Genomic DNA, 19,026 nt, shown 5'->3' on the forward strand with positions numbered 1-19,026 from the left:
ATGCTTGCTTTCGAGCCCTCGCTGCCGCCACTTGCCGAGGAACCGGCCAAGATCAAGCCGCGCGGCAATGAGAGTTACATCGCACTCGTCTGGCGCCGCCTGAAACGGTCCTGGACCGGCATGGCCGGGCTCATCCTGGTCGCGTTTCTGGTGCTGCTGGCGGTGTTTGCCGACTTCTTCGCACCGATGGATCCCAAGGTGACCGATGTCGGCTTCGCCCCGCCGCAGATGATGAGCTTCCATGACAAGGACGGCAACTTCGTCTTCCAGCCACGCGTCTATGCCCTGGCGGATTCGGAAGACCTCGACCCGGTCACCTTCCAACCCGTCGTCGGGCCGGACTACGACCATCCGCGGCTGCTCGGCTTCTTCGTCAAGGGAGCGGAGTACAGACTGCTCGGCCTGCTTCCCGCGAACCGGCACTTCTTCGGCTCGACCGACGGCCAGCCGGTGCACTTCCTTGGCACCGACAAATTCGGTCGCGATGTGCTGGCTCGTGCGATCTATGGTTCGCGCATCTCGTTGATGATCGCATTGACCGTGGTCTTCATCGTCACCGTGATCGGCACGACGGTCGGCATGGTGTCGGGCTATTTCGGCGGCACATTCGACGTCTGGGTCCAGCGCTTCGTCGAACTGGTGCTCGCGTTTCCGCAATTGCCGCTTTATCTGGCGCTGACCTCGCTGGTTCCGGTGACGGCGCCGACGAATGTCTTCCTGGCCTTCGTGATCGTTGTCATGTCGGCACTCGGCTGGGCGCAGATGTCGCGCGAAGTGCGCGGCAAGACCCTGGCACTGGCGCGGATTGATTACGTTCGTGCGGCGATGGCGGTCGGCGCCACAGATGGCCGCATCATCATGCAACACATTTTTCCAAACGTGATGAGCCACGTGATCGTTGCGGTCACGTTGGCAATCCCCAGCGTGGTTCTGCTCGAATCCTTCCTCGGTTTTCTCGGCTTCGCGGTGAAGCCGCCGCTGATCTCCTGGGGCCTGATGCTGCAAGACACCGCGACGTATTCGGTCATCGGCACCTATCCCTGGATCCTCTCACCGGTCGGCTTCGTGCTTGTCACCGTCTTCGCGTTCAACGCGCTTGGCGATGGACTGCGCGATGCGGTCGATCCTTATTGAGCATGAGATGATGCAACACGCGCTCGTCAAATCCTTCGCACCGCCTGTCCGGCTCGACCATGACGGCCGTTCGGAAAACCCGGTCATTGATGCCCGCAACATCGCCGTCGATTTCAAGGTCGAACACGGCATGATCGAAGCCGTCAAGGACATCTCCTTCCAGCTCTATCGCGGCGAGACGATCGCCATTGTCGGCGAGTCGGGATCGGGCAAGTCGGTGACGGCGCGCACCGTCATGGGACTGTTGTCGAAGCGCGCAGTCGTGTCGCCGAAATCGACTGTCGAATACAACGGGGCGAACATCCTGAAATTTTCCGAGCGTGCGCGGCGCAAACTGCGCGGCGACCGCATTTCGATGATCTTTCAGGAGCCGATGAGTTCGCTTAACCCGATCTACACGATCGGCAGCCAGATCGTCGAGGCGATACGGGTGCATCGCAAGATGAGCCGCAGGCAGGCCGAAGCAAGAGCGCTCGAGCTGCTGCAGCAGGTACAGATTCCTGAGCCCCAGGCGCGGCTGAAACAATACCCGCACCAGCTTTCCGGCGGCCAACGCCAGCGTGTGATGATCGCCATGGCGCTGGCCAACGATCCCGATGTGCTGATCGCCGATGAGCCGACGACGGCGCTCGACGTCACGGTTCAGGCGCAGATCCTCAATCTCATCCGAAACCTGCAGAAGAAACTGCGCATGGCGGTGATCCTGATCACGCACGACCTGACCGTGGTGCGGCAGTTCTCCGACTATGTCTACGTCATGCAGCATGGGGAGATGCGCGAGCACAATGTGACGGAGAAGCTGTTCGCCAATCCGCAGCATCCCTACACCTGTCACCTGCTTGCCTCCGAGCCGCGCGGCCAGGCCAATCCGTTGCCGGAAAGCGCCGACGTTATTCTTGAAGCTAGGAATGTGCGCGTCTCCTTCATGCTGCGGCATGGCACGTTCATGAGGCCGGACCTGCGCGAACTCGTTGCCGTCGACAGCCTCAGCCTGACCCTTCGGCGGCACGAGACGCTGGGTCTCGTTGGCGAATCCGGATCGGGCAAGACCACCTTCGGCGAGGCGTTGCTCAGGCTCAACACCACGGACAGCGGTGAGATCTATTTCGATGGCCAGCCGATCCATGGCTGTTCGCGGGCGCAGATGCGGCCGTTGCGGTCGCGCATGCAGGTCGTTTTCCAGGATCCGTTCTCGTCGCTCAACCCGCGCATGACGATCGGCCAGATCATCGAGGAAGGGCTGGTCGTCAACCGCATGGGCGCCACCAGGAACGATCGGATCGAGCGGGTGCGCGAGGCGCTGATCAGCGCCGGCATGCCCGGCGATATCCTGTCGCGCTTCCCGCACGAGTTTTCCGGCGGCCAGCGCCAGCGTATTGCGATTGCCCGCGCCGTCGCGCTCGAACCGGAATTCATCGTACTCGACGAGCCGACATCGGCGCTGGATCTCTCGGTCCAGGCGCAGATCATCGAATTGCTGCGCAAGCTGCAGCGCGAACGGGGCCTGAGCTACATCTTCATCTCGCACGACCTCAAGGTCGTGCGGGCGCTGTGCCACCGCGTCATCGTCATGCAGCACGGCAAGATCGTCGAAGAGGGGCCGGTCGACGAAGTCCTGTCCCATCCCAAGACCGCTTACACCGAACGGCTGGTCAAAGCCGCTTTCGAGGTAGCCTAATTGCTTATGCCGGAGGTTGTTGTGGCAAGAAATCCCAAGGTCGCTTTCATCGGAGCTGGCTCGACGGTGTTCATGAGGAACATCGTCGGCGACATATTGCAGCGTCCGGCTTTATCCGGCTCGACGATCGCGCTGATGGACATCAATCCGCAACGGCTCGAGGAAAGCGCAATCGTCGTCGGTAAGCTGATCTCGACGCTTGGCGTAAAGGCCAAAGCCGAAACCTATTCGGACCAGCGCAAGGCGCTGGCGGGCGCCGATTTCGTCGTCGTCGCCTTCCAGATCGGCGGCTACGAGCCCTGCACGGTAACTGATTTCGAAGTTCCGAAGAAATACGGGCTGCGCCAGACCATCGCCGATACGCTCGGTGTCGGCGGCATCATGCGAGGCTTGAGAACCGTGCCGCATCTCTGGAAGATCTGCGAGGACATGCTCGCGGTCTGCCCGCAGGCGATCATGCTGCAATATGTCAACCCGATGGCGATCAACACCTGGGCGATCGCGGAGAAATACCCTGACATCAAGCAGGTCGGCCTCTGCCATTCGGTGCAAGGCACGGCGATGGAACTGGCGCATGATCTCGACATTCCCTACGAGGAGATTCGCTACCGCTCGGCCGGCATCAATCACATGGCCTTCTACCTGAAGTTCGAGCATCGCCAGCCGGACGGCTCCTACCGCAATCTCTATCCGGATCTGCTGCGCGCCTACAGCGAAGGGCGGGCGCCGAAGCCTGGATGGAATCCGCGCTGCCCGAACAAGGTGCGCTACGAGATGCTGAAGCGCCTCGGTTACTTCGTCACCGAGAGCTCCGAACATTTCGCGGAATACACGCCCTATTTCATCAAGGACGGGCGCGAGGATCTGATCGAGAAATTCGGTATCCCGCTCGACGAATACCCGAAGCGCTGCATCGAGCAGATCGAACGCTGGAAGGGGCAAGCGGAAGCCTATCGCTCGGCTGACAAGATCGAAGTGGAGCAGTCGAAGGAATATGCGTCCTCGATCATGAACTCGGTCTGGACCGGCGAGCCGTCGGTGATCTACGGCAACGTCCGCAACAATGGCTGCATCACGTCATTGCCGTATAATTGCGCGGCCGAAGTGCCATGCCTCGTCGACGCCTACGGCATTCAACCCACGTTCATTGGCGACCTGCCGGTGCAGCTCACCGCGCTGATCCGCACCAATATCAACGTCCAGGAGCTGACGGTCCAGGCGCTGATGACCGAGAACCGCGAGCACGTCTATCACGCGGCGATGATGGACCCGCACACGGCGGCCGAGCTCGACCTCGACCAGATATGGTCGCTGGTCGATGACTTGCTGGTTGCGCATGGCGATTGGCTGCCGGCATGGGCGCGTGGAGCGCGCAGCGTTCGAGCGGCCTGAGGCGCAGGGCTGTCTATTTCACTCGCCTATGCCGACCATAGGGCCGGCTTTGAAAGCGGAGCGGCGTTGCCGGCAGATGTTTCGAAATCAAAGAGCTTCTGCGTTACGAGAGCAGCCGCTCCCCTTGCCCAGGAATTGTCCTCCCAGTCCAGCAGCATTGGTGGTGCCGCGCGAAAGGTATTTTTCCCAAGCGTCAGCCGCATTGGGCCAAACAGCGCATCGCCAAACGACACGGCTTCACCGCCGACGACAATGACCTCCGGGTCGGTGATGTTGACAAGATTGGCGAGATGCCGGCCGATGCCATGTCCGGCTTCTTCGAGAATGGCGACGGCTCGCGGTTCGCGGTCTGCCAAGGCTGCCATAAGGCTGACTTTGCTATCCGTTTCGTTGTGCCCGGTGGCTTCGCGCCAAGTGCGCAGGATCGCCGGCTCGGCGTAATAGGCCATCAAGCAGCCGCGTTTTCCGCACTCGCAAAGGCGGCCGTTCTCCTCATAAGAGCTGTGGCCGAACTTGCCGGCGGCACCGTTCGCGCCGCGATAGAGTTTGCCATCGAAGACGAGCGCGCAGCCGATTCCGACACCGATCGCCAGCACAGCCATATGGCGGTGCTGGCGTCCGAGGCCGAAGAGTTGCTGGGCAATGGCATAGGCATTGGTGTCGTCCTCAAGCCACACGGGGACGTCCACCAGTTCGGCCAGCATCGGGCCAAGGGGAACGTTGTCCCAGTTGTAGCGATTGCTGCGGATACACACAGCCTTCTGGTTGTCTATGACGCCAGGCATTGAAACGCCGATCCCGGCAAGCTTGGCAGCGGGCCGATCGACAATGGAAATCAGCTCCGGTACCGCCTTGGCCAAGGTCGCTATGATATGGTCGGGATCGCTGTCCGAGAGCTTGACGCGCAGAGAGCCCAGCGGATTGGTCGCAAGATCGGTGACCACGCATTCGACCGATCCGACCATCAGCTTGAAACCTATGGCAAGGCCGTTGGCATAGTTGATATCCACCGGGATAGGGCGGCGCCCAGCCGAGCCCACGACTGTCTTGCCTTCGATCAGCAGGCCATCCTCGATGAGGTCGGCCACGACGAAGGTGACCGCTGCCGGACTAAGGCCGGTAACTGACGCTATGTCGGCCCGGCTGCGCGCTCCTTCCTGCCGCAAGAGATTGAGGATCAGTCTGCGGTTCATCGCCCGAGTCGTGCTCGGGTCACCCTTGAGCTTCACGGATCTGCTTTCTTAATTTTGTAAATTAATTATTGCCTCTCGAGAAAACATATGCGTAAGTTTGCCCGACTGTTCAACACCCGAACCGGGGGTCAGCGAAATTAATCCGGTTAGCAATGTCACCGCGCTCTGAAGGAGCGGGCAAGTATATTGCCTTGCCCGGGAGGTGAGCCGAGCCGGTGAGAAGAACAACCGCGCCGGCCGGTGTGCCAGTAGAGAATTGACAACACGGGAGGAGTAACAATGACGTTCAAGTGGATTGAAAAGCCGTCGACGCGGCGCAATTTCCTGAAGGGAGCTGGGGGCATTTCCGCTGGAGCCCTCGCGGGCTTCCCGATGCCGGCACTCAGCCAGTCGAGCGAAGTCACCATCATTTCAGACGAAAACAATGCCGATGCCCTGCGGATCTTGCGGCGCATCGCGGCCGACTTCGAGAAGCAGTCCGGCACCAAGGTTGTGATCAACAATATGGATCACGAGGCTCACAAGACCGCGATCCGCAACTACCTTGTCGCCGGCGCGCCGGATGTCTGCTTCTGGTTCTCCGGAAACCGCATGCGCGCCTTCGTCACCCGCGGCCTGTTCGACGACATTTCGGATCTGTTCGAGAAGGAAAAGTACAAGGACGTGCTGGGTGCCACGACCGGTGCCGTCACTGTCGACGGCAAGCAGTATGGCCTGCCGACTGGCGGCACGATGTGGGGCATGTTCTATCGCAAGGACGTCTTTGCCGAGCACGGACTGACGGTGCCGGCGACCTGGGACGAATTCCTTGCTTACGGCCAGAAGTCCAAGGCTGCCGGCCTTATTCCCGTCAGCATCGGCACCAAGGAACTCTGGCCGGCGGCCGGATGGTTCGACCAGATGAACCTGCGGATCAACGGTCTCGACAAGCACTTTGCCTTGATGAAAGGCAAGATGGCTTACACCGACCCGGCGCTGACGCCTGTTTTCGACCACTGGGAAGAGCTGATCAAGCAGGGTTTCTTCACACCGGATCAGACGTCGTTCGGCTGGCAGGAGGCCGGCGCCTTCCTCGCCCAGAAGAAGGCCGGCATGATGAACCTCGGCGCCTTCGTGAAAGCTACTTTCCCTGAGCAGGATCTCGAGCAGCTGACATTCGCGCCTTTCCCGAAGATTGACGGCGCCCTCGAACGCTACGAAGAATTCTCGGTCAATTCGGTCCACATCCCGGCCAACGCCAAGAACAAGGCGGGTGCCCGCGAGTTCCTCGCCTTCTTCTACCGGCCGGAAAATTTCGGCCCTTATCTGGAACCCGGCGGCAACGTTCCGCCGCGCAACGACCTTCCGGCCAGCAAGGACCCGCTGGTCAACGCGGCTGCGGAAAGCCTGAAGACGGTGGCCGGCACGTCGCAATATTACGACCGTGACACCGATCCCGACATGGCCCAGGCGGGTTTGGTCGGCTTCCAGGAATTCATGGCCAAGCCGGAGCGCCGGGACGCCATTCTTCAGCGTCTCGAGGGAACCCGTCGCCGGATCTTCAAGATCTAGCGCCTCCCAGCGGAGGGGAGCGGGGTTCGTGCTCTGCTCCCCGATGCTTTCCGTGAATGAGGTCCCCCAAAATGACGAAGCTTTGGCGCCGCCATCGCTGGTGGCTGACACCGACACTTCTGATCCTGCCAGCCGCTGTGCTGTTTTCCGTCGTCATTCTGGCCTCTGCGGTCGAGAGCCTATGGATCAGCCTGCACGAATGGGACGGCTTCAGCCCGATGGTCTGGATCGGCCTCGGCAACTACCGCGAACTGTTCGCCGACCCGCAGTTCTATGTTTCGCTGAAGAACAATCTGATCTGGTTGGTGATGTTCATGCTGGCGCCGCCGCTCGGCCTCGCCATCGCGCTGCTCGTCAACCAGAAAATCCGCGGCATGCGCCTGCTCAAATCGCTGTTCTTCATTCCGCTGGTGCTGGCTTCGGTTGCCGTCGGCGTTGTCTTCACCTGGGTCTATACGCCGGAATTCGGACTTCTCGCCCTGATCTTCCGCACCTTCGGCGCGACCGCCCCGGCAGTGCTGTCGGATGAAAACTTCGTCACCTTCGCCGTCGTGATCGCAGCGTTGTGGCCGCAGATCGCCTTCTGCATGGTGCTCTATCTCGCCGGCCTCAACAATCTCAGCGAGGACCTGATCGGCGCCGGGCGGGTCGACGGCGCCAGGGGCTGGAACATGCTGCGCCACATCGTGTTGCCGCAGCTGACGCAGGTCACCTTTATCGCCATCGCCGTCACCGTCGTCGGCGCACTGCGTTCCTTCGACATGGTCTCGGTGATGACCAGCGGCGGCCCCTTCGGTTCGTCCGAGGTGCTTGCCTATCAGATGTTCGAGCAGTCCATATTTTCCTACCGCTTCGGCTATGGCGCGGCCATTGCCTTGGTGCTGTTCGTGATCATGGCGGTCTTCATCGCCTGGTACCTGACGCGGATGATCCGCGCCGATGAAAGAGGCGGCTGATGTTTCCCCGCCCGATCCCCGAGACTGCTATTTCGCAGCGTGGCCTCTATGTCGTGCTGGTGGTCGGCATCCTGATTGTCTGGCTGGCGCCGCTCTTTGCCATCATCCTTACCTCGTTCCGCTCTATGCAGGATGTAATGGGCGGCAATCTGTGGGGCTGGCCGACCCAATTCGGCCTGGTCGACAACTACACGGCGGTCTTCACCCAGACGCCGATGGCCCGCTACTTCCTCAACAGCCTGACGATCACCATCCCCTCGGTGATGGGCGTTCTCATCTTGAGCACGCTCGCTGGGTTCGTGCTCGCCCGTTACCGGTTTCGCGGCAATATGCTCGTCTTCGCCCTGTTCGTCGGCGGAAACTTCCTGCCGCACCAGATCATGATGATCCCGGTGCGCGATCTCATGGTGCGGCTCAATCTCTACGACACGATGGCGGCCCTGATCATCTTCCACATCGCCTTCCAGACCGGGTTTGCGACACTGTTCATGCGCAACTTCATCGCCGCCTTGCCGGGAGAACTGTTTCAGGCCGCCAGGGCCGAGGGCGCGACGCCGTTTCAGACATTGGTACATGTCGTGGTCCCATTGGTGCGGCCGGCTCTCGCGGCGCTGGCCATCCTGCTCTTCACCTTTATCTGGAACGATTATTTCTGGGCGGTCGTGCTCACCATCAGCGATACCGTCAAACCGGTAACCGCCGGCCTAGCCAACCTGCGCGGCGAATGGGTCTCGGCCTGGAACCTGATCTCGGCTGGCACCATCGTCGTGGCTTTGCCGCCGGTTGCCATGTTCTTCCTAATGCAGAAGCACTTCATCACCGGCCTCACCATGGGAGCGGTCAAGGGATGAGCGATCATGGCTTCAAGGCGTCGCCCACCCGATCCGAAACTGATTTCGCAAGCAGGGCTCCATGACCAGTCTTGAACTCCGGCAGATACAAAAGAATTATGGCAGCTACCACGCGCTGCGCGGCATCGATCTCAGCGTCGAACAGGGCGAGTTCATTGTCACCGTCGGGCCGTCCGGCTGTGGCAAGTCAACGCTGTTGAAGATCATCGCCGGGCTTGAAACCGTCTCGACCGGTAAGATTCTCATCAACGGCCGTGATGTCACCACCACCGAGCCGGGTGAGCGCGGCATTGCCATGGTCTTCCAGTCCTATGCGCTTTACCCGCATATGACCGTCGCCGAGAACATGGGTTTCGGCCTGCGCATGGCGCATCGCCCCAAGGCCGAGATCGATGCCGCCGTGCTGCGAGCCGCCAAGATCCTTCGCATTACCGACCAGCTCGACAAGCGGCCGAAACAGCTTTCCGGCGGCCAGCGTCAGCGTGTGGCGATCGGCCGTGCGATAACCCGCTCGCCCGACGTGTTCCTGTTCGACGAACCATTGTCCAACCTCGACGCAGCGCTGCGCACGCAGATGCGCGTCGAGCTTTCCGATCTGCACGCCAGGCTCGGCGCCACCATGGTCTATGTCACGCACGACCAGACCGAGGCGATGACAATGGCGAGCCGTATCGTCGTGCTCAATCGCGGCTCGGTCGAGCAGGTGGGCGCTCCGCTCGAACTCTACCGCAATCCGGCCAATCTCTTCGTCGCGGGCTTCCTCGGCGCACCCCGGATGAATTTTTTCGAAGTGACGGTCGCCGCTGTCTCCGGCGGCGTCGCCACGCTGTCGACCGCCGGTCTTTCTCCTTTGACTGTCGAACTGACGGAAGCGGCATCCGTACAGGTCGGCGATAGGGTGACGATGGGGATCCGGCCGGAGAGCATCAGCTTGGCCGCGGAAGAGACGGTGAGTTTTGCCGCACGGGTACGGCTGGTCGAGCATCTCGGCCGCGAGACCATCCTCTATGCCGACGCCGGCCCGCTGCAATGCGTCAGTTCCGAAAGCGGCAGCGGCAACGTCACCGTCCAGATCGGCCATGCGAGTGCCGTCGCTGCCGATGCGACCGTCGGCTTCAAGGTCGAGCCGCGTGACGTCTATCTCTTTTCCTCTGTCGATGAGCGGACAATCAGTGCCCGCAAATCCACCATCACCGACTGACCTGCAGGAGTATCCTTCGTGAACAAGACTTCAAACGGCCGCGCCCTGTCGGTCTGGCGCACGATCCAGACCGACCGCTTTCTGGTCGGCGCGCCGCATTACCCCGAGCATGTGGACGAGAGTTACTGGGACAATGACGCCAGGCGCATGGCCGAGGCCGGCTTCAACGTCGCCCGCCTCGGCGAATTCGCCTGGCACATTTTCGAACCGCGTGAAGGCACCTTCGATTTCGACCTGTTCGACCGGGCAATCGAGGGCCTCGCGCGTCACGGCGTCAACACGATCCTGTGCACGCCGACCGCCACCCCGCCGCGCTGGCTGACGGCAAAACATCCGGAAATCCTGCGGCTTGATGGAAATGGCCGGTCGATGGGCCACGGCTCGCGCCAGTATGCCGACACCAGCAGCCCGGTGTTTCGCGACTACAGCCGCAAGATTACCAGGGCGATGGCGGACCACTACCGCGACAACGCAAATGTCATCGGCTGGCAGACCGACAATGAACTCAACACCAGCATGCCGGAATCCTATTCGCCGTCGGCATTGAAGGAATTCCAGGCTTACCTCCAGGAAACCTACAAGACGATAGACAGGCTGAACTTCGCCTGGGGTGGCGATTTCTGGGCGACGGCTTACGGCGATTTCAGCGAAATTGTCTTCCCGCTGGATTTTTCCCCGTCCTTTCCCGGTCCCGGTCACCTCCAGGACTACCACCGTTTTCTCGCCTTTTCGACAGCACGGTTCCAGCACGACCAGGTCGAGATCCTGAGAAAAGCGAATGCCAGTTGGTTCATTTTCCACAATCTCGGCGGATTGCGTGACATCGACTTTCGCGGCCAATTCTCCACCGATCTCGACTTCGTCGGCTACGACATCTATCCGTTCCTCTATGACGAGTTCTTTCGCCTCGGCAACCACGCCAAGATCCAGGCGCTGCATCTCGACATCTGCAGGGGATTTTCCGGCAACTACATAGTGCCGGAACAACAGTCGGGCTTTGGCGCCCAGCCGGGCTTCTGCACGCTGACGCCGGAGCCGGGCGAAATGCGACGCATGGCGATGTCGTCGGTTGCGCGTGGCGCCGATGGTATCATGTTCTTCCGCTGGCGCCCCGCGCATTTCGGTGCGGAGATATACTGGATGGGCATCATCGACCACGATGATGTCGCTCGCCGCCGCTATGACGAAGCCAGGCAGTTCGCCACCGAGGTGACGGCGCTTAAAGACAAGATCCTGGGCACCCATGTGCGGATGGATGTCGGCATCGCCGGCTCGGACTTCGACAATCAGGAAGCCCACAAGACCTTCCCCATCGGCCTGCCAAGTCCGCAGGATGATGCAACCTTGCTGCATCAGTATTGCTATGACCGCGGCATCGCCTGCGGCTTCATCCACCCGGAAGACGATCTATCGAAGCTCAAGGTCTTCTACGTGCCGCATTGGGTGATCTGGAAGGACAGCTGGACCGAGCGGCTGCAAGTCTTTGCCGAAAATGGCGGTACCGTCATCATCGGCGCGCGCACGGGAACCCGCGACGAAAACAACCACGTCATCCGCGAGACAGCGCCGGGCCGGTCGCTGTCGAAGCTGACCGGCGTTCGCGTCGAGGATTTCGGGCGGCTGGCGGCACCTGGGGCCAATGGCCTGTTCAATACCATGTCGCGCTCCGGCGGGCTCGTCATTCCTCCCGACAGACCGGCCGAATCCAGCCGCCGTATCCGTCGTTTCACCGTCGGAAACCACGAGTTCGATGCCGGTTATTTCTATGAGAACCTCGCAGTCGAACCGGAAGTCGAAATTGTAGGGGTTTGGTCGAACCGCTACGCGGCGGGAACGCCTGCAATTACCTCCCGCGCCGTCGGCAAGGGCCGTGTGCTCTATGTCGGCACTTATCTAACGCCGGAGCTGACAGCTCAACTCGCTACGCGCACTTTCGTGGATGCGAATGTGGAGCCTCTGGTTCCGGATCTGCCGGACGGCGTCGAGGTCACGATGCGCGAGAATGACGAACGCCGGCTGTTGTTCGTGCAAAACGTCAAAGACACGCCCGTTACGGTAACCGGCGTTCCCTTCGGCAGCAACCTGCTCGATAGCGAAGGACCTGTCTCCGGAGTGTTGACGCTGGACGGCTATGGCTGCGCTGTCCTCGAATTGATCTGAGCATTGTCGCGGACGTCAGCGATACGAAACCTGAGTACTCTTTGATCCTGGAATTCGACCGCCATCGGCAGCACGCCGGCATCGATCCATATCGAACCGGCGCTTTGACGTGCGCAAGGAACGGCCGGCGAACTGCTGTTGCTCCCATTCAACGACGGCAGTTACACTACCGGCGCGACCATCGGAGCCGATGGCGGCATCTCGTTTCATCCTTGTGAGCGCCATGAATTTCGACATTTCCGTCCGAACCGAGGCCTTCCGCAGCCGGATCGCCGATTTCGTCGAGCGCGAAATCCTGCCGCTCGAGGCTGACAAGGCTTGCTATGACGGCCATGGCAATATTGCGCTGCCGCTGCTTGAAACGCTGCGCGGCAAGGCGAAAGCAGCCGGCCTGTGGTGCCTGCAGCTCAAACCCGAGACCGGCGGGGCCGGCCTTTCCAAGGTGGATATGGCCGTCTGCTATGAAGAGATGAACCGCTCGATCTTCGGTCCGGTCGTGTTCAATTCCGCGGCCCCCGACGATGGCAATATGATGATGCTGGAAGGGTTGGGAACGCCTGAGCAGAAGCAAAGATGGCTGAAACCGATCGTCGAGGGCAAGGTGCGCTCGGCCTTCGCAATGACGGAACCGCACCCGGGCGGCGGCTCCGACCCGTCGATGATCATGACCAGAGCCGAACGGCGTGGCGACAGATATGTCGTCACAGGCCGCAAATGGTTCATCACCGGCGCGCAAGAGGCGAGCCACTTCATTCTCATTGCGCGCACTTCGGACGATCCGCGTCACGGCCTTTCGGCCTTGCTGTTCCACAAGGACCAGCCGGGCTGGCGGATCGTGCGGCGCATCGAAATCATGGGACCGGAAGAACATGGCGGCCATTGCGAGCTGGAGTTCGACGGCCTGGAAGTCCCGGTCGAGGACGTGCTTGCCGGCGAAGGCAGCGGCCTCCGGGTTACCCAGGTCCGGCTCGGTCCGGCGCGGCTCACCCATTGCATGCGCTGGCTCGGTCTTGCCAAGCGCTGCATCGAGATCGCGCGCGCCTATGCCGCCGAGCGTAGCGGTTTCGGGCAGCTTTTGGCCGACCGTGAGAGTATCCAGCTGATGCTCGGCGACCTTGCTATGCGCATCGAGATCGGGCGGCTGCTGGTGATGAAGGCGGCCTGGGAGCTCGATCGCGGTGGCTTTGCCCGCAAGGAGGTCTCCATGGCCAAGATCCAGGTCGCCAACGTGCTGCATGACGCCGCCGACGTGGCGATCCAGATCAACGGCGCCCGCGGCTATTCGAAAGACACTGTACTCGAATGGATTTACCGCTACGCCCGCCAGGCTCGCCTGGTCGACGGCGCCGACGAGGTCCACAAGATGGTGCTCAACCGCTTTCTCAACGAGGAAGGTGCGGGCTTCTGGCGCTGGCATGTCGAAGCCGGCAGACAAGACGAAACAGGTCGCGGCGGGAACCGCTGAGCCGGCAATGAGGATGGATTTCGATCCAGTACGCCTGGAGGATTTTCTGAGAGCGCATTTTGGCGATGGCCAAATGTCGCTTGAGCGGATCGTCGGCGGCCAATCCAACCCGACCTATTTCGTCGACTATGGCGGCCGCCGCATGGTTCTGCGCAAGAAACCTCCGGGACCGATCCTGCGCGGCGCTCATGCGGTCGATCGCGAGTACCGGGTGATCGAGGCGCTAGCATCGACAAAGGTGCCGGTGCCGCGGCCGGTGCTCTATCACGACGGCGACGAGCCGCTCGGCACGCCGTTCTATCTGATGCAGCGGCTCGACGGCCGGGTGTTCCACGATGGCGCGTTGCCGGGACTGACGCCAGACGAGCGGCGCGGCATCTATTTCGGCATGGCCGAGGCGCTGGCAAAGCTGCACGCCGTCCGGCCGGAAGAGGTTGGGCTCGGCGACTATGGCCGTCCCGGGAACTATTTTGAGCGACAGATCGCGCGCTGGACCAGACAGTTGCGGGAATCGCCGAGCGAGCGCATTGCCGCGCTCGAAGCCGTCGCCGAATGGCTGCCGCGACATCTTCCGCCAGATGATGGCCACGTTTCGATCGCGCATGGCGATTTCCGTCTCGGCAATCTCATCTTCCATCCCGAGCGGCCCGAGGTGATCGGCATACTCGACTGGGAGTTATCGACCCTCGGCCATCCGCTTGCCGATCTCGGCTTCTGCTCGATGCCCTGGCATTCCTCATCGGACGAATATGGCGGCATCCTCGGCCTTGATCAGGCAGCCCTCGGTATTCCGACACAGCGCGAATTCCTCGATCATTACTTCGCCTACGCCGTGCCGACGGCGCCGCTGCAGCGGTTCCATCTGGTGTTTGCCATGTTCCGCTTTGCCGTGATCTTCGTCGGCATCGCCGACCGCGTGCTGGCCGGCAGCGCGGTTGCGGCCGATGCGGCGGATGTGGCACCGCTGGCCGGCTGTTTTGCTGTACGCGCCGTGGAAGTCATCGACGGCGCGCGGCCCTGGTGACGCGAGGCTGGCAGTCGGCTGAGCGAGTTGCAGCGATACGCGTTCAGTTCATGCGAACTTCCGGTTCGGCAAGCAGTGGGATCTCCAGGCCACGCCGCAAGCCGGTCGCCACGACCGACACCCTGAATTTTCCGGCGAGTGCCTTGTCGAAGATGGCGCCGACGATGATGTCGGCATCGTTGTCGACCTCCTCGCGGATGCGGGTAGCGGCTTCGTCGACCTCGAACAGCGTCATGTCCATGCCGCCCGATATCGAGACAAGGACGCCCTTGGCGCCCATCATCGAGGCTTCGTCGAGCAGCGGGTTGGCGATTGCCGCTTCCGCTGCCTTCTTGGCGCGGCCTTCTCCGGCGGCTTCGCCGGTTCCCATCATGGCGCGGCCCATGTCGCGCATCACCGACTTCACATCGGCGAAGTCGAGATTGATCAGGCCTTCTTTGACGATCAGATCGGTGATGCAGCCGACACCCGCATAGAGGACCCGGTCGGCCATGGCAAAGGCGTCGGCGAACGTGGTTCTGGCGTCGGCGATCCTGAACAGATTCTGGTTGGGAATGACGATGACGGTATCGGCGCTTTCGCGCAGGCGCTCGATGCCCTCATCGGCAGCGTACATGCGGCGCCTGCCTTCGAAGACGAATGGCTTGGTGACGACGGCAACGGTCAGTATTCCGGCTGCCCGCGCTGCCTGTGCTATAACAGGCGCGGCACCAGTGCCGGTTCCGCCTCCCATGCCGGCGGTCACGAAGCACATGTGCGTTCCAGCAAGGTGATCCATGATCTCGTCGATGGATTCCACGGCCGCGGCACGGCCGACCTCGGGCAGGGACCCGGCGCCGAGACCTTCGGTGATATGAGCGCCCAACTGGATCAGCCTCGTTGCCTTCGACATGGCAAGGGCCTGGGCATCGGTGTTGGCGACGATGAATTCCGCGCCCTGCAGGCCTTCGGCGATCATGTTGTTGACGGCGTTGCCGCCGCCGCCGCCGACCCCGACGACGGTGATCTTGGGCCTCATCTCCGAGATTACCGGCCTCGTCGCGGTGTTCATTGCCGTTCTCCCTGGATACGCCGAGTGGTCGCTGGAAGCTTGTCCCGGGCGCACTGCGAAAACTCTGAACCGGGCAGTGCGAATCAGGACAGCCCCAGAATGCAGGGAATCAGAGCGCGGAGCGGGCTGCAAGTGCGCGATGTGCCTCATAGGCGACTTGCGTCTGAAAGTTCACGCAATGCGCCTTGATACAGTGCAGATCGCGGCGCGGGGCGCCGCACGCTACAACTTCGGCGCGAGGCACTGCGCGACGTGGTCGGCAATCGTCAGGCAGGAGGTCAGGCCGGGGCTTTCGATGCCGAACAGGTTGACCAGGCTATCCACGCCGTGCACCGCCACGTCCTGGACGACGAAGTCGGCATTGGCCTCACCGGGACCGGACAGTTTTGGCCGGATGCCGCTGTAAGCGGGTTGCAGGCTGCCATCGGCCAGGTCCGGCCAGTATTTGCGGATCTCGCTGTAGAAGCGCTCGCCACGAGCCGGGTCGACGCGGTAGTCGAGTTGATCGGTCCATTCGACGTCCGGCCCGAAGCGGGCGACGCCATCAAGGTCGAGTGTCAGATGAACACCGAGCCCGCCGGGTTCGGGCACCGGATAGACCAATCGCGAGAACGGCGCCCGTCCGGCCACCGAAAAATAATTGCCCTTGGCATAATGGAGCTTTGGCACGAATTGCTGATTGAGCCCTTCAAGCGAACCGGCAAGTGCTGCGGCGCCAAGCCCGGCGGCATTGACGAAACGCGGAGTGGCGATCTCGAAGCGCTCGCCGCCGGCAGCGTCCACCGTCTCGAGCACGACGCGGCCTGCTTCGATGCGGCCGGAGGCGATGCGCGTGTTGAGACTAAGTGCCGCCCCGTGCTCCTCGGCGTCGCCCAACAGGGCGAGCATCAGGGCATGGCTGTCGATGATGCCGGTGGCGGGCGACAGCAGCGCCGCCGTGCACTTAAGGCTGGGCTCCAGCGTATGCGCCTCGGCTTCGCTCAAGCGCAACAGGTCGCCGGCGCCGCAAGCGCGTGCATTGGCCCGGATTGAGGCGAGCACCGGCTCCTGTTCGGCACTTGTGGCAACGATGAGCTTGCCGCAGCGCGCGTGTGGGACCGCCCGCTCCTCGCAATAGCGATAGAGTCTTTCCCGGCCGGCCACGCAGAACTGGGCTTTCAGCGATCCAACCGGATAGTGGAGGCCGGCATGGATGACCTCGGAATTGCGCGAGCTTGTCCCGGTGCCGATAGCGTTCTCGGCTTCCAGGACCAGCGTATCGATGCCGCGCTGCGCCATCTCTCGCGTGATCGCCAGGCCAACAACGCCGGCGCCAGCGACAATGCAGTCGACATGGTCCACGGTTAGGTCAAGCCGAAGTTCTGCATGCGTCCATCCATCCGCTGGCCCTGCCGAAAGCGCTTGACACTATACCGTTCGAGAAAGATGCATCAAACGGCATAACGCACGGGGACCTGCCGAGCCGGACCGGCGGCAGGATTGTTCCGCGTCAGCATCAGGAGCCGTCATGGACGCACGACCGAATTCACCCGAAGCCCGCGACATAAGCTTTCACATGCATGGCTATACGAATGCGCGCAAGCATCAGGAGTCGGGGCCGCTCGTCATCGAGAAGGGCGACGGCATCTATGTCGAGGACCTTGCCGGCAACCGCTATATCGAGGCGATGGCGGGGCTCTGGAGCGTCGCGGTCGGCTTTTCGGAGAAGCGGCTGGTCGATGCGGCAGTACGGCAAATGTCGAAGCTGCCTTACTATCACGATTTCGGCTCCAAATCGCATTCGCCGCTGATCGATCTCGCCGAGAGACTGGTGCAGATGGCGCCGGTGCCGATGAGCAAGGCGTATTTCACCAATTCCGGCTCCGAGGCCAACGATACGGCCATGAAGATGATCTGGTACCGGTCGAATGCGCTCGGCCAGCCGGCGCGCAAGAAGATCGTCAGCCGCAAGAAGGGCTATCACGGCGTCACCATCGCCTCGGCAAGCCTGACCGGACTGCCCAACAACCACACTTCCTTTGACCTGCCGATTGCCAATGTGCTGCATACCTCGACGCCGCACCATTGGCGCGAGGCGCTGCCGGGTGAAAGCGAGGAGCTGTTTTCGACGCGGCTTGCCGACGAACTGGAAAAGCTGATCCTCGCCGAAGGACCGGAAACCATCGCCGCCTTTTTCGGCGAACCGATCATGGGCGCCGGCGGCGTCATCGTACCGCCGGCGGGCTACTGGGAGAAGATACAGGCGGTCCTGTCGAGATACGACATCCTGCTCATCGCCGACGAGGTGATCTGCGGCTTTGGCCGAACTGGTGAGATGTTCGGCTCGCAGACCTTCGGCATCAGGCCCGACATCATGGTGTTATCGAAACAGATCTCTTCGTCCTACCTGCCGATCTCAGCCCTGCTGATCAATGACAAGGTATTCGAGCCGATCGCCGACGAAAGCAACCGTATCGGCACCTTCGGCCACGGTTTCACCGGCGGCGGCCATCCTGTTGCGGCAGCGGTCGCGCTCGAGAACCTGAAGCTGATCGAGGAGCGCGACCTTGTCGGCAATGCGCGTGCGGTCGGCGCGCATATGCTGAAGCGGCTGCGCACGCTCGCTTCGCACCCGCTTGTCGGCGAGGTGCGCGGCATCGGCCTGATTTCGGCGGTCGAACTGGTCGGCGACAAGGCGAACAAGGCGCCGTGGGGGAAGACCAGTGAACTGGGCGGGCTCGTCAACGGCTTCATGCAGCAGAACGGCGTCATCTCGCGCAATATGGGCGATGCGCTGGCTTTCTGCCCGCCGCTGATCATCACCGAGCCGCAGGTCGACCAGGTGATCGACGCGTTTGAACGGTCGCTCGAGGCTGCCGCCAAGCAGGTCCGATCGCAGAGCTGAATAGGCAAAGTCGATTTTGAAACCTGAAAACAAAAACGCCTCGGCGACGGCTGGCAGAAGGTTACCTCCACACCGATAGTGTTGAAAAAGTCCGGGTTGCAGCAGTCCTGAAGCACTTCTCTATTCGGCATGTTGAGGTCAAGCGCTTTCGAGCTTGCGGCTTCTCCGGCGTTTGACGTCTTTCGCGGGGCCTCGCTTCTCTACGGGATCGGCTTTAGCCCTCCCAGCATGGGATCAGGAGAATGAAGCGGCACAATCTGATTCGCGGCCTGATCGGCTGCAGTGAGCGACCGGTCCGAGTGCTTCAACGAACTCGCCTCATCCATCGTCCCGCGAAGGACGTGCTTCCGCCGGTGGCGGAACTTGTCTCTCTCCTTACGGCCTTCCCGGTCAGATAGCGGCTGGCGAGGCCTCCCGCGTCCAGCGGAATTCGGTGCCGTCCACCCACATGCGGTGCATGATGACCGCCAGCCGGCGGGCGAGTGC

14 protein-coding genes are annotated in these 19,026 nt (G+C 61.8%); 11 read left to right on the forward strand and 3 right to left on the reverse strand.

Going from position 1 to position 19,026, the window contains the following annotated elements; translation table 11 throughout:
• From NKH33_RS19645 to NKH33_RS19655, 3 genes are read left to right on the forward strand one after another with little or no spacing between them, the layout of a single operon-like run.
• Positions 1 to 1,134, forward strand: a complete 1,134-nt coding sequence (locus tag NKH33_RS19645) for an ABC transporter permease (RefSeq protein WP_352467677.1) — start codon at positions 1 to 3, stop codon at positions 1,132 to 1,134.
• A gap of 10 nt (positions 1,135 to 1,144) precedes the next feature.
• Complete coding sequence (locus NKH33_RS19650) at positions 1,145 to 2,812, forward strand: ABC transporter ATP-binding protein (protein WP_352541732.1); 1,668 nt, start codon at positions 1,145 to 1,147, stop codon at positions 2,810 to 2,812.
• A gap of 21 nt (positions 2,813 to 2,833) precedes the next feature.
• Positions 2,834 to 4,204, forward strand: coding sequence for an alpha-glucosidase/alpha-galactosidase (locus NKH33_RS19655; RefSeq protein ID WP_352921090.1), 1,371 nt, complete (start codon positions 2,834 to 2,836; stop codon positions 4,202 to 4,204).
• Between the two features lie 26 nt (positions 4,205 to 4,230).
• Here NKH33_RS19655 and NKH33_RS19660 read toward each other — a convergent pair whose 3' ends face one another.
• Positions 4,231 to 5,433 (reverse strand): ROK family transcriptional regulator, encoded by a 1,203-nt coding sequence (locus tag NKH33_RS19660; protein WP_352921092.1) that lies wholly within the window; start codon positions 5,431 to 5,433, stop codon positions 4,231 to 4,233.
• A 243-nt stretch (positions 5,434 to 5,676) separates the two neighbouring features.
• Here NKH33_RS19660 and NKH33_RS19665 point away from each other — a divergent pair, with 243 nt between their 5' ends.
• From NKH33_RS19665 to NKH33_RS19695, 7 genes are all read left to right on the forward strand, one after another.
• Positions 5,677 to 6,948 (forward strand): ABC transporter substrate-binding protein, encoded by a 1,272-nt coding sequence (locus NKH33_RS19665; protein WP_352921094.1) that lies wholly within the window; start codon positions 5,677 to 5,679, stop codon positions 6,946 to 6,948.
• 71 nt (positions 6,949 to 7,019) lie between these two features.
• The gene (locus NKH33_RS19670; protein ID WP_352921096.1) at positions 7,020 to 7,904 is read left to right on the forward strand and encodes a carbohydrate ABC transporter permease; all 885 of its coding nucleotides are present in this window, start codon (positions 7,020 to 7,022) and stop codon (positions 7,902 to 7,904) included.
• On the forward strand, positions 7,904 to 8,755 hold the full coding sequence (locus NKH33_RS19675) for a carbohydrate ABC transporter permease (RefSeq protein ID WP_352921098.1): 852 nt from the start codon (positions 7,904 to 7,906) through the stop codon (positions 8,753 to 8,755). The genes NKH33_RS19670 and NKH33_RS19675 overlap by 1 nt, the downstream gene beginning before the upstream one ends.
• A 61-nt stretch (positions 8,756 to 8,816) precedes the next feature.
• The gene (locus tag NKH33_RS19680; protein WP_352921100.1) at positions 8,817 to 9,956 is read left to right on the forward strand and encodes an ABC transporter ATP-binding protein; all 1,140 of its coding nucleotides are present in this window, start codon (positions 8,817 to 8,819) and stop codon (positions 9,954 to 9,956) included.
• 18 nt (positions 9,957 to 9,974) lie between these two features.
• On the forward strand, positions 9,975 to 12,116 hold the full coding sequence (locus tag NKH33_RS19685; protein WP_352921102.1) for a beta-galactosidase: 2,142 nt from the start codon (positions 9,975 to 9,977) through the stop codon (positions 12,114 to 12,116).
• A gap of 223 nt (positions 12,117 to 12,339) precedes the next feature.
• On the forward strand, positions 12,340 to 13,581 hold the full coding sequence (locus tag NKH33_RS19690) for an acyl-CoA dehydrogenase family protein (RefSeq protein ID WP_352541731.1): 1,242 nt from the start codon (positions 12,340 to 12,342) through the stop codon (positions 13,579 to 13,581).
• Positions 13,582 to 13,588: 7 nt separating this feature from the next.
• Positions 13,589 to 14,605 carry a phosphotransferase family protein gene (locus NKH33_RS19695; protein WP_352769551.1) on the forward strand — a complete coding sequence of 339 codons (1,017 nt, stop codon included), beginning with the start codon at positions 13,589 to 13,591 and terminating at the stop codon, positions 14,603 to 14,605.
• A gap of 43 nt (positions 14,606 to 14,648) precedes the next feature.
• Here the strand turns inward: NKH33_RS19695 and ftsZ are convergent, their stop codons facing one another.
• Positions 14,649 to 15,656 (reverse strand): cell division protein FtsZ, encoded by a 1,008-nt coding sequence (gene ftsZ / locus NKH33_RS19700; RefSeq protein WP_023677189.1) that lies wholly within the window; start codon positions 15,654 to 15,656, stop codon positions 14,649 to 14,651.
• A gap of 222 nt (positions 15,657 to 15,878) precedes the next feature.
• The gene (locus NKH33_RS19705) at positions 15,879 to 16,997 is read right to left on the reverse strand and encodes an NAD(P)/FAD-dependent oxidoreductase (protein WP_352817273.1); all 1,119 of its coding nucleotides are present in this window, start codon (positions 16,995 to 16,997) and stop codon (positions 15,879 to 15,881) included.
• Between the two features lie 166 nt (positions 16,998 to 17,163).
• Here NKH33_RS19705 and NKH33_RS19710 point away from each other — a divergent pair, with 166 nt between their 5' ends.
• On the forward strand, positions 17,164 to 18,540 hold the full coding sequence (locus tag NKH33_RS19710; RefSeq protein WP_352823277.1) for an aspartate aminotransferase family protein: 1,377 nt from the start codon (positions 17,164 to 17,166) through the stop codon (positions 18,538 to 18,540).
• Positions 18,541 to 19,026: the final 486 nt, after the last annotated feature.

This window comes from Mesorhizobium sp. M1182 (assembly GCF_040318335.1).
Lineage (GTDB): Bacteria > Pseudomonadota > Alphaproteobacteria > Rhizobiales > Rhizobiaceae > Mesorhizobium.

Bases quoted from the DNA above. Each gene is read 5' to 3' on its own strand.
- NKH33_RS19645 (WP_352467677.1), top strand. From the start codon at position 1: ATGCTTGCTTTCGAGCCCTCGCTGCCGCCACTTGCCGAGGAACCGGCC.
- NKH33_RS19650 (WP_352541732.1), top strand. From the start codon at position 1,145: ATGCAACACGCGCTCGTCAAATCCTTCGCACCGCCTGTCCGGCTCGAC.
- NKH33_RS19665 (WP_352921094.1), top strand. From the start codon at position 5,677: ATGACGTTCAAGTGGATTGAAAAGCCGTCGACGCGGCGCAATTTCCTG.
- NKH33_RS19670 (WP_352921096.1), top strand. From the start codon at position 7,020: ATGACGAAGCTTTGGCGCCGCCATCGCTGGTGGCTGACACCGACACTT.
- NKH33_RS19675 (WP_352921098.1), top strand. From the start codon at position 7,904: ATGTTTCCCCGCCCGATCCCCGAGACTGCTATTTCGCAGCGTGGCCTC.
- NKH33_RS19680 (WP_352921100.1), top strand. From the start codon at position 8,817: ATGACCAGTCTTGAACTCCGGCAGATACAAAAGAATTATGGCAGCTAC.
- NKH33_RS19690 (WP_352541731.1), top strand. From the start codon at position 12,340: ATGAATTTCGACATTTCCGTCCGAACCGAGGCCTTCCGCAGCCGGATC.
- NKH33_RS19695 (WP_352769551.1), top strand. From the start codon at position 13,589: ATGAGGATGGATTTCGATCCAGTACGCCTGGAGGATTTTCTGAGAGCG.
- ftsZ (WP_023677189.1), bottom strand. From the start codon at position 15,656: ATGAACACCGCGACGAGGCCGGTAATCTCGGAGATGAGGCCCAAGATC.
- NKH33_RS19710 (WP_352823277.1), top strand. From the start codon at position 17,164: ATGGACGCACGACCGAATTCACCCGAAGCCCGCGACATAAGCTTTCAC.